10 protein-coding genes, 1 tRNA gene and 2 pseudogenes are annotated in these 16,057 nt (G+C 67.7%); 1 reads left to right on the top strand and 12 read right to left on the bottom strand.

Features of this window, described 5'->3' with window-relative positions:
- Positions 1-357 precede the first annotated feature (357 nt).
- The 9 genes and pseudogenes from pnp to JHW38_RS02175 form a co-directional block, all read right to left on the bottom strand.
- Positions 358-2,466, bottom strand: a complete 2,109-nt coding sequence (gene pnp, locus JHW38_RS02210) for a polyribonucleotide nucleotidyltransferase (RefSeq protein WP_207524405.1) — start codon at positions 2,464-2,466, stop codon at positions 358-360.
- A gap of 260 nt (positions 2,467-2,726) precedes the next feature.
- Positions 2,727-2,987 (bottom strand): 30S ribosomal protein S15, encoded by a 261-nt coding sequence (rpsO, locus tag JHW38_RS02205; RefSeq protein WP_057947342.1) that lies wholly within the window; start codon positions 2,985-2,987, stop codon positions 2,727-2,729.
- A 273-nt stretch (positions 2,988-3,260) separates the two neighbouring features.
- On the bottom strand, positions 3,261-4,208 hold the full coding sequence (gene truB, locus JHW38_RS02200; protein WP_207524404.1) for a tRNA pseudouridine(55) synthase TruB: 948 nt from the start codon (positions 4,206-4,208) through the stop codon (positions 3,261-3,263).
- Between the two features lie 236 nt (positions 4,209-4,444).
- Positions 4,445-4,855 carry a 30S ribosome-binding factor RbfA gene (rbfA, locus tag JHW38_RS02195; protein WP_207524403.1) on the bottom strand — a complete coding sequence of 137 codons (411 nt, stop codon included), beginning with the start codon at positions 4,853-4,855 and terminating at the stop codon, positions 4,445-4,447.
- A gap of 108 nt (positions 4,856-4,963) precedes the next feature.
- Positions 4,964-6,760: pseudogene (gene infB, locus JHW38_RS02190) on the bottom strand (translation initiation factor IF-2); the annotation flags it as partial.
- Positions 6,761-6,829: 69 nt separating this feature from the next.
- Positions 6,830-7,654, bottom strand: a pseudogene (locus tag JHW38_RS25855) (translation initiation factor IF-2); the annotation flags it as partial.
- Positions 7,655-7,866: 212 nt separating this feature from the next.
- Entirely contained in the window at positions 7,867-9,354 is a 1,488-nt protein-coding gene (gene nusA, locus JHW38_RS02185; protein ID WP_207524401.1) for a transcription termination factor NusA, read from the bottom strand.
- Positions 9,355-9,420: 66 nt separating this feature from the next.
- Positions 9,421-10,002, bottom strand: a complete 582-nt coding sequence (gene rimP, locus JHW38_RS02180) for a ribosome maturation factor RimP (protein ID WP_207524400.1) — start codon at positions 10,000-10,002, stop codon at positions 9,421-9,423.
- 269 nt (positions 10,003-10,271) lie between these two features.
- Positions 10,272-10,348, bottom strand: a tRNA-Met gene (locus tag JHW38_RS02175).
- A 227-nt stretch (positions 10,349-10,575) separates the two neighbouring features.
- Here JHW38_RS02175 and JHW38_RS25850 point away from each other — a divergent pair.
- Positions 10,576-10,815, top strand: coding sequence for a DUF6053 domain-containing protein (locus JHW38_RS25850; RefSeq protein ID WP_428995282.1), 240 nt, complete (start codon positions 10,576-10,578; stop codon positions 10,813-10,815).
- On the opposite strand, the gene nuoN is transcribed toward JHW38_RS25850, so the two are convergent.
- The 3 genes from nuoN to nuoL all read right to left on the bottom strand — a co-directional run bounded on the left by nuoN (position 10,781) and on the right by nuoL (position 16,057).
- On the bottom strand, positions 10,781-12,226 hold the full coding sequence (gene nuoN / locus JHW38_RS02170; protein ID WP_207524399.1) for an NADH-quinone oxidoreductase subunit NuoN: 1,446 nt from the start codon (positions 12,224-12,226) through the stop codon (positions 10,781-10,783). The two genes, JHW38_RS25850 and nuoN, sit on opposite strands and share 35 nt — an antisense overlap.
- 162 nt (positions 12,227-12,388) lie before the next feature.
- Positions 12,389-13,903, bottom strand: a complete 1,515-nt coding sequence (locus JHW38_RS02165; protein WP_207524398.1) for an NADH-quinone oxidoreductase subunit M — start codon at positions 13,901-13,903, stop codon at positions 12,389-12,391.
- 18 nt (positions 13,904-13,921) lie between these two features.
- Positions 13,922-16,057, bottom strand: coding sequence for an NADH-quinone oxidoreductase subunit L (nuoL, locus tag JHW38_RS02160; protein WP_207524397.1), 2,136 nt, complete (start codon positions 16,055-16,057; stop codon positions 13,922-13,924).

Below are 16,057 nucleotides of genomic sequence, written 5' to 3'. Positions count from 1 at the left end.
TCGATTCCCCTGAACCGCCGGATTTGGCGGCTTCGACTATCCCCAATCGTTGGGGATGGCCGAATCAGGACACGCACAATCCACGTTCCGCCCTCCTGCCCCCGCGCGGTCCGGCAGACGGACACGGCAATGTCGCGGCCGCTCGCCCAGCGCCGGCCCGCCGCGGACCCGGCGCGGGGCGCGGCCGCTGTGAGGTCGCCGGGACCGCCGGCGAGCCAGGGCCCATCGAGGCGGCCTCCCAAGACCGCCGCCCGCGTCAGGCGGCGGCGGACAATCTGAATACGACGGCGCCGCCGCGCAAACGAAAAAAGCGGGCCGAAGCCCGCTTTCTCCGTAATTCGCGATGTCGCGCGGGGCTTACGCCGCCGGCACGCCCTCGCCTTCTTCCACGGCCTTGATCGACAGGCGGATGCGGCCCTGCTTGTCGACTTCCAGCACCTTGACCTTGACCACGTCGCCTTCCTTGAGCTTGTCGCTGACCTTCTCGACGCGCTCGCTGGAGATCTGCGACACGTGGACCAGACCGTCCTTGCCCGGCAGGATCGTCACGAACGCGCCGAAGTCCATGATCTTGGCGACCTTGCCTTCGTAGATGCGGCCCGGCTCGACGTCGGAGACGATCTGGTCGATGCGCGCCTTGGCGGCCTGCGCGGCGGCGGCGTTGACCGAGGCGATGACGATGGTGCCGTCGTCCTGGATGTCGATCTGGGTGCCGGTTTCCTTGGTGATCGCCTGGATGGTCGAGCCGCCCTTGCCGATCACTTCGCGGATCTTGTCCGGGTGGATCTTCATCGTCAGCAGGCGCGGCGCGTACTCGGACAGCTCGGTGCGCGACTGGGTGATGGCGTGGGCCATCTCGCCGAGGATGTGCAGGCGGCCGGCCTTGGCCTGCTGCAGCGCGACCTTCATGATCTCCTCGGTGATGCCCTGGATTTTGATGTCCATCTGCAGCGCCGAGATGCCTTCCGACGTGCCGGCGACCTTGAAGTCCATGTCGCCGAGGTGGTCTTCGTCGCCGAGGATGTCGGACAGGACGACGAAGTTGTCGCCTTCCTTGACCAGGCCCATCGCGATGCCGGCGACCGGCGCCTTGATCGGCACGCCGGCGTCCATCAGCGCCAGCGAGCTGCCGCAGACCGAAGCCATCGAGGACGAGCCGTTCGACTCGGTGATTTCCGAGACGACGCGGATGGTGTACGGGAATTCTTCCATCGTCGGCATCACCGCCAGCACGCCGCGCTTGGCGAGGCGGCCGTGGCCGATTTCGCGACGCTTCGGGCCCATCATGCGGCCGCATTCGCCGACCGAGAAGGGCGGGAAGTTGTAGTGGAACAGGAAGTGTTCCTTGTACTCGCCCGAGACGGCGTCGATGATCTGGCCGTCGCGCGCGGTGCCGAGGGTGGCGACCACGATCGCCTGGGTCTCGCCGCGGGTGAACAGCGAGGAGCCGTGGGTGCGCGGCAGCACGCCGACCTTGGAGGCGATCGGGCGCACGGTGTCGAGCGCGCGGCCGTCGATGCGGACCTTGGTGTCGAGCACCGAGCTGCGCATGGTCTGGTATTCGAGCTCGCCGAATTCCTTCGACAGTTCGCCCGCGGCCCAGCCTTCGGATTCGGCGCGGCCGGCCAGCGACAGCAGCACGTCCTTCTTGATCGCCGAGATGGCGTCGCGGCGCTGCAGCTTGTCGCGCACCTGGAAGGCGCCGGCGAGCTGGCTGCCGACGGCTTCCTTGAGCGCGCCGATCAGCGCGTCGTTCTTGGCCGGAGCTTCCCACGTCGACGGCTTGGTGCCGGCTTCGACGACGAGCTCGTTGATGATGTTGATGACCTTCTGCATTTCGCGATGGCCGAACATCACCGCGCCGAGCATGACGTCCTCGGACAGCATCTTGGCTTCGGATTCGACCATCAGCACCGCGTTCGAGGTGCCGGCGACGACGAGCTCGAGCTCGGAGTCGGCCAGTTCGGTCGCGGTCGGGTTCAGCAGGTACTGGCCGTTCTTGTAGCCGACCTTGGCCGCGCCGATCGGGCCCTGGAACGGGGTGCCGGCCAGCGCCATCGCCGCCGAAGCGCCGATCAGGGCCGGGATGTCGCCGTCGATTTCCGGATTCAACGACATGACGGTCGCGATGATCTGGACTTCGTTCTTGTAGTCTTCCGGGAACAGCGGACGGATCGGGCGGTCGATCAGGCGCGAGATCAGGGTTTCCTTCTCGGTCGCGCGGCCCTCACGCTTGAAGAAGCCGCCCGGGATGCGGCCACCGGCGTAGAACTTCTCCTGGTAGTCGACGGTGAGCGGGAAGAAATCCTGCCCCTCGCGCGCGCTCTTGGCGGCCACGGCCGTCACCAGCAGTACGGTGTCTTCAAACTTGACGATCACTGCGCCGCCGGCCTGACGGGCGATCTCGCCGGTCTCCAGGGTCACCTGATGGTTGCCGTACTGGAAGGTCTTGGTAATTTTTGCCACGGTGGGTTTCCTTCGGTATCTATGCGTTCCGGTCGGGGCCCGTGCCCCGCTCCGGTCGGCCGCCGGCGCCAGCGACCTGAGGATGGTTGTGTCGCGCGCGCGCTCCGCGCCGCGTCGCACGTGGCCCGAGGGCCGGTCCAGTTCGACGATCGCGCTCGCGTTTCGTCGCTGGCGGCGTTGCGTCCTGCAGCGCCATACGGGGTTTTCGTCCCCGCCAAAACAAACCGCGGCGCATCGCTGCGCCGCGGTTGGGTGTCCGATTAGCGGCGCAGACCGAGCTTCTCGATCAGGGCCTTGTAGCGCTCGTTGTCTTTGCGCTTGAGGTAGTCGAGCAGGCTGCGACGGCGGTTGACCATCATCAGCAGGCCGCGACGGCTGTGGTGATCCTGCTTGTGGGCCTTGAAGTGGCCGGTCAGCTGTTCGATGCGGGCGGTCAGCAGGGCGACCTGGACTTCCGGCGAGCCGGTGTCGTTGGCGCCGCGCTTGTTGTCTTCAATGACTTTCTGGGTGTCGATCGACATGATGTTTTCTCTTTCAGATGCGCGGCCCGCAGAAGCGAATCGGCGCGGCCGTTGCCGCTCCGACGCACCGCCTGGCCCGCCGCTTGCTATGGTTGGGGATCGCTGTTCAAGCCGGCTTCGGTTGGAAGTGCTTGAAAAGCGGCGAGATTGTAACAGCCCGCTGCGACGATTGCGACCTTTGGCCGATACGGATCGGAACCGTCGCGGCGATTCGCGGGCACCTCGGCGGCACTGCCCGCCGCCTGTTCAGTTTGTCGCGGCCGCGCCGGCGGCTCAGCCGCCCTGCGCGGCCCAGCGAAACAGGCGTTGCGGCTGCAGGCGCCCGCCGGCCTGGCGCACGCCGAGGCCGAGGCAGCGCCCGGTTTCGCCGTAGATCGCGACCAGTCCGGGCTCGCCGTCGGCGCAGGCGACCGCCTGGCCGTGGCCGAGGCGCTCGGCGGCGGCCAGATCCAGGGCGACCCGGTCGAAGCCGTTCAGGCCGGCCTCGATCGGCAGCAGCAGGGCGTCGAGGATGCGCTCGTCGCCGCGTTCGGCCAGCTCGCGCAACTGTTCGAGGGTGATCATCGCCGGCTGCATGAAGGGTTCGACCCACAACCGCCGCAGCGTCGCCACGTGCGCGCCGCAGCCCAGCGCTTCGCCGAGGTCGCGGACCAGGCTGCGCACGTAGGTGCCGGAGCCGCATTCGATGTGCAGTTCCAGGCGCGGGCCGTCGCGGCCGGTCAGGCTCAGCGAGTGCACGACGACTTCGCGTTCCGGCGCCTCGATGGCCTCGCCGCGGCGGGCCTTGGCGTACAGCGGCTCGCCGCCTTGCTTGAGCGCGGAAAAGATCGGCGCGCGTTGCAGGATCGCGCCGCGCAACGGCGCCAGCGCGGCTTCGATCTGCGCGTCGTCGAATTCGGGCACCGGCCGTTCGCGCAGCGGCGCGCCGTCGGCGTCGTCGCTGTCGGTGGTCAGGCCGAGCACGGCGGTGGCGGTATAGGCCTTGCGCGCGCCGAGCAGCAGCCCGGCGATCTTGGTCGCCTCGCCGAAGCACAGCGGCAACAGGCCGGTCGCGAGCGGATCCAGGCTGCCGGTGTGGCCGCCCTTCTCGGCGCGGAACAGGTGGCGCGCCTGTTGCAGGGCCTGGTTCGAACTCAGGCCTTGCGGCTTGTCGAGCAGCAGCAGGCCGTCGACGTTGCGCCAGGTGCGTTTACGCTGCGGATTCGAGCGCGTCGTATTCAAGCAGGACCTTCGCCCCAGGATGGCGGCCGGATGCCGGCGCGCGGGTCTACGTCTCGGGATGCTCGCATAGTGCGCCGGAACGGACGCGTGAAGCGCGCCGCGTACGCGGCCCGACGGCCGGAGCCGACCGGCGGCGGGAGCGGGTGGGTGATCGCAGCGGGCGATCCGGGCTCGCTGACGAGTCGTCGCGACGCGGGCTCCGACCGATGCCGGCGCGCCGGCGCACCGCGCCCGACTCAGGCGGGGTCCTTGCCCTGCCCTTCGTCTTCTTCGCGATCGTCTTCGCGCTCGGCGGCGTCGCTATCGGCCGCCTCGCGCAGCAGATGCTCGATGCGCTCGCCGCGGTCGACCGAATCGTCGTAGTGGAAATGCAGTTCCGGCACGTGCCGCAGCTTCATCGCCTTGCCGAGATGGAAACGCAGCTCGCGCGCGAGTTCCTTCAGCGCCTTGACCGCCTCGAGCGAACGCTCCGGCTGCAACGCGGTGACGAACACCTTGGCATGGGCCAGGTCGCGGGTGATTTCGACGTCGGACACGCTGACCGACGGCAGGCCGTGCTCGCGCACGGCCTCGCGCACCAGCGTGCCCAGCTCGCGGCGGAGCTGGGCGGAAACGCGGTCGGTGCGGTGGAACGATTTGCTGGGCATCAGGGATTCGTGATTCGTGATTCGGGATTGGTCGAAGCAGTAAGCGGGAGTCGGGAAGATTCGGGATCCGCTGGGCGAATCCCGAATCCCCGATCCCGAATCCCGGCCTTACAGCGTGCGCTGGACCTCGATGCGCTCGAAGCACTCGATCTGGTCGCCCGGCTTGACGTCGTTGTACGCCTTCACGCCGATGCCGCATTCGGTGCCGTTGCGCACTTCGTCGACGTTTTCCTTGAAGCGGCGCAGCGATTCGAGTTCGCCTTCGAAGATCACCGCGTTGTCGCGCAGCACGCGGATCGGCTTGGAGCGCTTGACCACGCCCTCGACCACCATGCAGCCGGCGACCGCGCCGAACTTGGAGCTGCGGAACACGTCGCGGACCTGGGCGATGCCGATGATCTCCTCGCGGATTTCCACGCCGAGGATGCCCGAGGCGACCTGCTTCACCTGATCGATCACGTCATAGATGATCGAGAAGTAGCGCAGGTCGACGCCGTTGGCCTCGATGATGCGGCGCGCGGAAGCGTCGGCGCGGACGTTGAAGCCGATCACCGTGGCCTTGGCGGTGGCCGCGGCGTTGGCGTCGGATTCGGTGATGCCGCCGACGCCGGAGCTGATCACGTTGATGCGGATCTGCTCGTTCGACAGCGCGATCAAGGCCTGGCGCAGCGCCTCGACCGAACCCTGCACGTCGGCCTTGACGACGAGGTTGAGGCTCAGCTGGCCCTCGCCCTTGCCCATCTGGGCCATGATGTCTTCCATGCGGTTGCCGGCGGCGGCGACCAGGCGCGATTCGCGGCGCTTGGCGTCGCGCTGCTGCGCCACGTCCTTGGCCAGGCGCTCGTCCTCGACCACGACGAAGTCGTCGCCGGCGTCGGGCACGCCCGACAGGCCCAGCACCTGCACCGGAATCGACGGGCCGGCCTGTTCGACCTGCTTGCCGGTTTCGTCGAACAGGGCGCGCACGCGGCCGTAATGCACGCCGCACACCAGGTAATCGCCCTTCTTCAGCTGGCCCTGCTGGACCAGCACGGTCGCGACCGGGCCGCGGCCCTTGTCGAGCGCGGATTCGATCACCGTGCCGGTGGCGCGGCCGACCGGAGCGGCGCGCAGTTCGAGCACTTCGGCCTGCAGCGAGATCGCATCGAGCAGGTTGTCGACGCCGGCGCCGGTCTTGGCCGACAGTTCGACCATCTGGGTGTCGCCGCCGAACTCCTCGGCGACCACTTCCTCGCCCAACAGCTCGTTCTTGACCCGCAGCGGATCGGCGTCGGACTTGTCGATCTTGTTGATCGCCACGATCAGCGGAACGCCGGCGGCCTTGGCGTGCTGCACGGCTTCCTTGGTCTGCGGCATGACGCCGTCGTCGGCGGCGACCACCAGCACCACGATGTCGGTCAGCTTGGCGCCGCGCGCGCGCATCGAGGTGAAGGCGGCGTGGCCCGGGGTGTCGAGGAAGCTGATCACGCCCTTCGGCGTTTCCACGTGGTACGCGCCGATGTGCTGGGTAATGCCGCCGGCTTCGCCGGAGGCGACCTTGGTGCGGCGGATGTAGTCCAGCAGCGAGGTCTTGCCGTGGTCGACGTGGCCCATGATGGTGACCACCGGCGGACGCGGCGCCTTGTCGCCCTGCGCCTCTTCGGCGTGGGCCAGCAGCGCGTCCTCGGCGTCGTTGCCCAGGGCCTTGACCACGACGTGGCCGAGTTCTTCGGTCACCAGCGCGGCGGTGTCGTGGTCGATGCTCTGGTTGATGGTCGCCATGACGCCCATCTTGAACATCGCCTTGACCACGTCGCCGCCCTTGAGCGCGAGCTTCTGCGCCAAGTCGGCCACGGTGATGGTCTCGCCGATCGCGACTTCGCGCACGATCGGCGCGGTCGGACGCGAGAAGCCGTGCTGGCCGCCGCCGGAACGCGACTGCTCGTTCTGGCGCCGGTTCTGCTGCATCCGGCCGCCCTTGCCGCGGGTGTTGCTGTTGCTGCGGCGGGCGCGGTCGGACGGCGACAGGTGCAACTGGCCGGCGAAGCGGTTGGCCGCGTCGTCGTCCTCGACGCCGGCGACCATCGCGTGCGAGCCGCGGGTCTTGTGGCGCGCGGCGGCGGCGTTGCGGTCGTCGGCCGGGCGCGCAGGCTCGGCGCGGGCCGGCTTGGGATGGCCGTGGCCGTGGGTCGTGGTCGCCGGCTTGCGCGCGGAATCGGCGCCGGCGGCGGCAGCCCCGGGCGTCGCCGGCGTCGCTGCGGGCGTCTTCGGCGCGGCCGCGGCGTTGGCGGCGGCGGCGGCGCTGCGCGCGGCCTCCTCCTCCTCGGCCTTGGCGCGGGCGGCGTCCTCGACGGCGCGGCGGGCCGCGTCGACGGCGTCGGCGCGGCGCTTGTCGTCGGCGGCCAGGCGCTGCTGCTCGGCGAGGTTGCGCTGCTTGGATTCCTCCAGCTTGCGCAGGATCTCGGCGCGCTCCTCGCTCTCGCTGACGGGGCCGCCGGCCTCGTTCGGCTTGACCAGGGTCACCTTCTTGCGCACCACCACATCGACCGTGGTGCGGTTCTTGCCGCCGCCGACAGTGATTTCCTGCTTGCGGCTGCGGTTGAGGGTGATCTTCTTGGCCGCTTCGTCGCTGTCGGCGGGCTTGTCGGCCTTGCCGTGCGAACGCTTGAGGAAGCCGAGCAGCTTGACTTTCTCGATGCTGGTCACGACCTGGTCGGGGCCGCTGAACTTCATGCCGGCTTCGGCCAGCTGTTCCAGCAACTTCTCGACCGGCGTGTTCACCAGTTCGGCCAGCTTACGGATGGTGGTTTGCTGCGACATTCGGTTTTCCGTGTCCTCTTGGCGCGGGACGCATCCCGCGCGTGATGGCGCCATTCTAGCTCCGCGCGCGCCGCAGGTCCGGCTCGCGCAGGCCATCGCGGCCTGTTCGCGGACCGGGCCGTTGCCCGGTCCTGCGAATCCGGCCGGGCCCCAAGGGCCGTGGCCGGCTTGCCGCAAGACGCCCCTGTGGACCTCTTGCGGCCTTCCTCACCTCATTCGAACCAGTGCTTGCGCGCTTCCATGATCAGGGCGGCGGCACGTTCCTCGTCCACGCCTTCGATATCGGTCAACTCGTCGGAGGCCAGATCGGCCAGATCGTCGCGGGTGACCACGCCGCGCGCCGCCAGGGTGAAGGCCAGGCCTTCGTCCATGCCTTCCAGCGACAACAGGTCGGCGGCCGGCTGGTGTTCGTCGATCTCCTCCTCGGCCGCCAGCGCTTCGTTGAGCAGCGCGTCGCGGGCGCGGGCGCGCAGTTCCTCGACGATGTCCTCGTCGAAGCCCTCCACCGCCAGCAGCTCGCCGACCGGCACGTAGGCGATTTCCTCGACCGTGCTGAAGCCCTCGGACACCAGGATGCCGGCGATTTCCTCGTCGACCTCGAGCTTGTCCTGGAACAGCTGGCGCGCCGCGTTCTGCTCGGCCTCGGACTTGGCGGTGACCTGGTCCTGGGTCATGACGTTGAGCTGCCAGCCCGACAGGCGGCTGGCCAGGCGCACGTTCTGGCCGCCCTTGCCGATCGCCTGGGCCAGGCGGTCCTCGGCCACGGCCAGGTCCATCGAATGCTTTTCCTCGTCGACGATGATCGACTGCACTTCCGCCGGCGCCATCGCGTTGATGACGAACTGGGCCGGATTGTCCGACCACAGCACGATGTCGACGCGCTCGCCGTTGAGCTCGTTCGACACCGCCTGCACGCGCGAACCGCGCATGCCGATGCAGGCGCCGATCGGATCGGTGCGGTTGTCGTGCGCCAGCACCGCGATCTTGGCGCGGTCGCCCGGGTCGCGCGCGCAGGCCTTGATCGAGACCAGGCCCTGGCCGACTTCCGGCACTTCCAGCTTGAACAGCTCCATCATGAATTCCGGCGCGGCGCGGCTGATGAACAACTGCGGGCCGCGCGGCTCGGTGCGCACGTCGAACAGGTAGCCGCGGACGCGGTCGCCGGCGCGCAGCACGTCGCGCGGGATGCCCTTGTCCTTGGGGATGATCGCCTCGGAGTTGCCGCCCAGGTCGACGTAGATGTTGCCGCGCTCGACCCGCTTGACGATGCCGGTGACCAGCTCGCCGACGCGGTCCTTCCACGCGTCCACGACCTGGGCGCGCTCGGCCTCGCGCACGCGCTGCACGATCACCTGCTTGGCGGCCTGCGCGGCGATGCGGCCGAATTCGGGGTTCTCGATCTGTTCTTCGATGTAGTCGCCGACTTCCACGCCCTCGACTTCGTCGATCGCGTCCATCAGGCGGATCTGCCGGTCCGGCGATTCCATGACCACGTCGTCGGCGACCACTTCCATGCGCCGGAAGGTCTCGTAGTTGCCGTCCTTCTGGTCGATGGACACGCGCACCAGCACGTCTTCGTCGTGGTAGCGCTTCTTCGCCGCCGACGCCAGCGCGGCTTCGATCGCCTCGAAGATGACTTCGCGCGGCACGCCCTTCTCGTTGGCGACCGCGTCCACCACCAGCAACAGTTCCTTGCTCATCTCGTCACTCCGCACGGTTCGGCGTGGGCCGCCGGCTCTCGGGTTGGTAATTGAAGGTTTCGAAGCTTACTTGCCGGACGCGTCCGGCTTGCCGGCCTTGTCCTTGGCGCCGGACTTGCCCTTGCCGGGCTTGCTCGGGGCGAAGCCCAGCGCTTCCCAGTCCGGCACGATCCGGGCCTTGTCGATATTGGAGAACGGCACCGCGTAGCGGACGCCGTCGATCGCGAACACCACCTGCTCGCCTTCCACGCCGACGATCTCGCCCTGCAGGCGGCGGCGGCCTTCGTGCGGCAGCTTCAGCCCGACCTTGGCGCGCTCGCCGGCGAAACGGCGGTAGTGCTCGAGCGTGAACAGCGGACGGTCGATGCCCGGCGAGGACACCTCGAGGGTGTAGTTGCCGCTGATCGGATCCTCGACGTCGAGCTGGGCCGAGATCTCGCGGCTGACCGCCTCGCAGTCTTCGATGGTCACCGAGCGCGGCTGCTCGCCTTCGGCGGTCGCGTCGGCTTCCGCGGCCGGCACGTCGATGTACACGCGCAGCGTCGCGCTGCCGGGTGCGGGCAGGTATTCGATGCCGAGCAGTTCCACGCCCAGCGACGCCACCGTGGGCGCCAGCAATTCGGCGATTTGTGTTGCCTTGTCCGTCACGCGCCTGAACTCCTGAAGGGGTGCGACCGGTAAAACCCATCCTGGCGATGCAATGCTTCCGTCGAACGCTCGCCAGAGGCGGCCGGTGCATCCACCGCCGCCGCATTCGCAAGGACGAATCGCGGAAAGCCGAAAACAACAAGGGGCCCATCGGGCCCCTTGTCCGTACAACTGGATTTCGGCGTATCGGCGCGAGCAGAGCGACGATACAAAGCCCGACTTTCGATCGAAACGGCCGCTGCTTAAAGCGCGGCCGTGACAGCCAAAAGTGGTAGCGGGGGCAGGATTTGAACCTGCGACCTTCGGGTTATGAGCCCGACGAGCTGCCAGACTGCTCCACCCCGCATCAGGCCGACTAGTGTAACGATCGGCTTAACTTTCCGCAAGCCTGCAATCAAAGTTTCATGATTGCCGCCTGCCCTTCGAACGCGTCCGGTGTTTCCCGGTGTTTCGCGAAAACCGCATCGCGTTCGCAGGCCGGCAATTTAATGGCGTGTTCAAAATAATTCAAGCCCCGAAGACAGTTTCGTGTCGATTATTTTTCTCACGACCGATTGAGCATGGTCGCGGAGGGTGCGCGCCCCCGCTCTGCCCGGCCGTGGCCAAGGGCTTTCAGGCCCGGCGCGCTCCGCTCGGGCCGCCGCGATCCGACACGCGAGCGTCGGGCGCGAGGACTCTCCCACGACGGCTGCGCGCCTTCCTGCGCGACGCAGGCCCCGCGCAAAAGAAAAGGGCCGCACGGCGGCGGCCCTCGTCTCGCAGCGGCGGCGCGGCCCGCTCAGGCCGCGAACGCGCGCTGGCACCACTCCATGATCGGGTTCCAGGCGATGCCCAGCGCCAGCAGCGCCAGCGCGTTGACGCCGAACACCACGCGCAGCGGGCGGTCTTCGCTCGGCGCCGGCAGCTTGCCTTCCGGCTCGTCGAAGTACATCGCCTTGATCACGCGCAGGTAGTAGAACGCGCCGATCACCGCGAACACGATGCCGACGATCGCCAGCCACAGCATGTCGCCCTGCAGCGCGGCCTTGAGCACCGCCAGCTTGGCCCAGAAGCCCAGGAACGGCGGCAGGCCGGCCAGCGAGGCCATCACGCACAGGATCATGCCGGCCAGCCACGGGTTGCGCGCGTTGAGGCCCTTGTAGTCGTCGATCTTGTCGGCTTCGAAGCCGCGGCTGGACATGACGATGATCGCGCCGAACGCGGCGCTGGTCATGACCGCATAGCTGATCGCGTAGAACATCGCCGCGGCGAAGCCCTGCGCGCCGCCGCCGGCCATGCCGACGAACAGGAAGCCGACGTGGGACACGGTCGAGTACGCGAGCAGGCGCTTGAGGTTGGTCTGCAGCAGCGCGCTGAGGTTGCCGATCGCCAGCGACAGCACCGCCAGGCCGGCCAGCAGCAGGCGCCAGTGGTCGTCCAGGCCGTGCGCGCCGACTTCGAGCAGGCGGTAGGTCATGCCGAACGCGGCCAGCTTCGGCGCGGCGCCGATGAACAAGGTGATCGGGGTCGGCGCGCCCTGGTACACGTCCGGCAGCCACATGTGGAACGGCGCGGCACCGAACTTGAAGGCGATGCCGGCGACGACGAACACCACGCCGGTGATCAGCAGCATCGAGCGCGGGCCGACCGCGGCGGCGGTGGCGATCTGGTCGAGCATCAGGCTGCCGGTGGCGCCGTAGATCAGCGACAGGCCGTACAGCAGCAGGCCCGAGGCCAGCGCGCCGAGCACGAAGTACTTGATCGCCGCTTCCGAGGCCAGCGGGCTGTCGCGGTCGACCGCGACCAGCGCGTACGAGCACAGCGCCAGCATTTCCAGGCCGACGTAGACCATGGTCAGGCTGCCGGCCGAGACCAGGAACATCATGCCGGCGATCGCGAACAGCATCAGCACGCCGACTTCGCCCTTGTACAGGCCGCGCGCGCGCAGGTAGGGCCAGGTGTAGATCAGCGACAGGATGCCGACCACGCCGATGCCGAGCTTGAGCACGTCGGCGGCGGTGTCGCGTACGAACATGCCGCTGAGCACGGTGCCCTGCCCGCCCACGTCGAAGGCGATCAGCGCGGTCGCCAGCGCGACCACCAGGATCGAGAAGACGTGGGAGACGATGCGGTTGCGCTCCTCCACGAACAGATCGAGCATCAGCAACGCGAACGCGCCGACGACGACCACCAGTTCGGGCAGCAGGGGCATCACATCGGCGAAGGTCCGTACGGGCATGTTCATTAGCGAATCTCTTGGCGGATCCGGCTCGGGCGAGCCTTGCACTGGAAACGGGCGCGGAACGGCGGGAAGCCAGCGGCGGACGAGCGCGCTATTCCCTCTTTCCTCGGTTCCCGCTTCTACTCACTTGCGTTGACGCGACGGCGCGGGCGGACCCGCGCCGGCTTACAGCTTGCTGGCGACGATCTGGGTGGCCAGATTGGCGATCGCCGGCTCCATCAGGTCGGTCAGCGGCTTGGGCCACACGCCCAGGATCAGCACGCCGGCGGCGAACACGCCGAGCACCAGCGCCTCGCGCGGGTTGATGTCTTCCATCTCCGCGACGTGGGCGTTGCCGACTTCGCCCCAGATCACCCGCTTGACCAGCCACAGGGTGTAGCCCGCGCCGATGATCAGGGTGGTGGCGGCGGCGAAGCCGATCAGCGGGTGCTTCTGGAACGAGGCCAGGATGACCATGAACTCGCCGACGAAGCCCGAGGTGCCCGGCAGGCCCGAGTTGGCCATCGCGAACAGCACCACGAACGCGGCGAACCACGGCATCACGTTGGCGACGCCGCCGTAGTCCTTGATCATGCGGCTGTGCATGCGGTCGTAGAGCACGCCGACGCAGGTGAACATCGCGCCCGACACGAAGCCGTGGCTGATCATCTGCACCATCGCGCCCTGCAGGCCCAGGCGCGCGGCGTCGGCGCCGTGGGCGTCGCCGCTGTGGACCAGGCCGAAGGCGATGAAGGTGCCCAGGGTGACGAAGCCCATGTGCGAGACCGACGAATACGCGATCAGCTTCTTCATGTCGTCCTGGACCAGCGCGACCAGGCCGACGTAGACCACCGCGATCAGGCTCAGCGCGATCACCAGCCAGGCCCACTCGTGGCCGGCGTCGGGCACGATCGGCAGGACGAAGCGCAGGAAGCCGTAGCCGCCGATCTTCAGCATGATCGCGGCCAGGATCACCGAACCGGCGGTCGGCGCCTCCACGTGCGCGTCCGGCAACCAGGTGTGGACCGGGAACATCGGCACCTTGACCGCGAACGCGATCAGGAAGCCGAAGAAGATCCACATCTGCTCGGTCGCGCTGAGCTGCAGGCCGTACATGTCGGCGATCTGCCAGCTGCCGCCCTTCAGGTACAGGTAGATCAGCCCGACCAGCATGAACACCGAGCCGAGGAAGGTGTACAGGAAGAACTTCACCGAGGCGTAGACGCGGCGCGGGCCGCCCCACACGCCGATGATGATGAACATCGGGATCAGCATGCCCTCGAAGAACACGTAGAACAGCATCGCGTCGAGCGCGGCGAACACGCCGACCATCAGGCCTTCGAGGATCAGGAACGCGGCGTAGTACTGGCTGACGCGCTTGTCGATCGAGGTCCAGGCGCTGATCAGCACCAGCATCGAGGTCAGCGTTGTCAGCGCGATCAGCGCCGCCGAGATGCCGTCGACGCCGAGGTGGTAGCGGATGTCGAACGAGGGGATCCAGGCTTTCTGTTCGACCAGCTGCATGCTCGCCGTGCCGAAGTCGGCATGGGTGAACATCAGCAGGCTCAGGCCGAGCGTGGCGATGGCCACGATCAGGGCGAACCAGCGCGCCGCGTTGGCGCGCTGGCCGAAGGCCAGGGTGGCGAAGCCGCCGAAAATCGGCAGCCAGATCAGGAGGCTAAGCAAGGGCACGGGGATCACGTCGGGTGTCCTTGTCGTTTAGTGCCAGAACTTGATGACGACGGCGAGCAGAGCGATCAGGCCGACAATCATCGCGAAGGCGTAGTGGTAGAGATAACCGGACTGGACGTGACGGGTCAGGTTGGCGATGAAGCCGACCAGGCCGGCGCCGCCGTTGACCACGGCTCCGTCGATCAGCTTGCTGTCGACCGCGCGCGAAGCCTTGCCGAGCTTGACGCCGCCGCCGGCGAAGCCGTCGATCCAGAGGTTGTCCATGCCGTACTTGTTTTCCAGGATGCGGATCGGCAGCGCGAACAGCTTGGCCGCCTTGGCCGGCAGTTCCGGCTTCCACAGGTACATGACCGTGGCCAGGGCGAAGCCGCCGAAGGCCAGCCAGAACGCCGGCGCCATGAAACCGTGCAGGGCGAACGCGACCGGGCCGTGCCAGGCTTCGGCGGCCATCTCGGCGACGGTGTCGCGCTCGGGCAGCAGATCGATCGCGCCAAGGAAGTACGGCAGCTGCTTGACGTGGCCGGACCAGTCGGTGCCGAACAGCATCGGGCCGGCGGTGAAGAAGCCGATCAGCACCGACGGGATCGCCAGCAGGATCAGCGGCAGGGTCACCACCCACGGCGACTCGTGCGGCTCGTGCGCGCCGTGGTGGCCATGGTCGTCGTGGCCATGGTCGTCGTGCTTCTTGCCATGATCGTCGTGCGCGTGCGCCGCATGATCGTCGTGGCCCTGCGCATGGTCGTCATGGCCGTGCGCGTCGCGGAAGCGCTCCTTGCCGTGGAAGGTCATGTACAGCAGGCGGAAGCTGTAGAACGAGGTCACGAAGGCGCCCAGCAGCACCGCCCAGTAGGCGTACTGCGAGACCCAGGTGGCGTGCTCGCCGTGGGCCACGTGCGCGGCCGCCTCGATGATGGTGTCCTTCGAGTAGAAGCCGGCGAAGAACGGCGTGCCGACCAGGGCCAGGGTGCCGAGCAGGCTGGTCCAGTAGGTGATCGGCATGTACTTGCGCAGGCCGCCCATCTTGCGCATGTCCTGCTCGTGGTGCATGCCGATGATGACCGAGCCGGCCGCCAGGAACAGCAGCGCCTTGAAGAAGGCGTGGGTCATCAGGTGGTACACCGCGGCCGAGTACGCCGACACGCCGAGCGCGACGGTCATGTAGCCCAGCTGCGACAGGGTCGAGTACGCGACCACGCGCTTGATGTCGTTCTGCACGATGCCGATCAGGCCGGTCCAGAACGCGGTGGTGGCGCCGATGAACAGCACGAAGTTCAGCGCGGTCTGCGACAGCTCGAACAGCGGCGACATGCGCGCGACCATGAAGATGCCGGCGGTCACCATCGTCGCGGCGTGGATCAGCGCCGAGATCGGGGTCGGGCCTTCCATCGAATCGGGCAGCCACACGTGCAGCGGCACCTGCGCCGACTTGCCCATCGCGCCGATGAACAGGCAGATGCAGATCACCGTCGGCAGCGACCAGACGATCGGGTCGGCGCTGTTCCAGATGGTGATGGTGCGCTCGGCCAGGGTCGGGGCGTTGGCGAACACGGTGCCGTAATCGAGCGAGCCGGTCGCCCACAGCACCGCGCCGATGCCGAGCAGGAAGCCGAAGTCGCCGACGCGGTTGACCAGGAAGGCCTTGAGGTTGGCGAACACCGCGGTCGGCTTCTTGAACCAGAAGCCGATCAGCAGGTACGACACCAGGCCCACCGCTTCCCAGCCGAAGAACAGCTGCAGGAAGTTGTTGCTCATGACCAGCATGAGCATGGAGAAGGTGAACAGCGAGATGTAGCTGAAGAAGCGCTGGTAGCCGTCGTCCTCGGCCATGTAGCCGATGGTGTAGACGTGCACCAGCAGCGAGACGAAGGTCACCACCACCATCATCATCGCGGTCAGCTTGTCGATCATGAAGCCGACGTGGGCCTCGTAGCCGCCGATCTGGAACCAGGTGTAGACGTTCTCGTTGAACGGCGCGGCGCCGTGCCCGACCAGCTGCCACAGCACGTACACCGACATCGCGCAGCTCGCGGCGACGCCGAGGATGGTGACGGTGTGCGAACCGGCGCGGCCGATCTTGCGTCCGAACAGCCCGGCCAGGACCGCGCCGAGCAAAGGCGCGAGCACGATGGCGAGCAGGATGGACTTGGAGATTGCGGATTCCAT

Source organism: Lysobacter enzymogenes, assembly GCF_017355525.1.
Classification (GTDB): domain Bacteria; phylum Pseudomonadota; class Gammaproteobacteria; order Xanthomonadales; family Xanthomonadaceae; genus Lysobacter; species Lysobacter enzymogenes_C.
The sequence above is the reverse complement of the archived record's forward strand: the minus strand, read 5'-3'. Positions and strand labels throughout refer to the sequence as shown.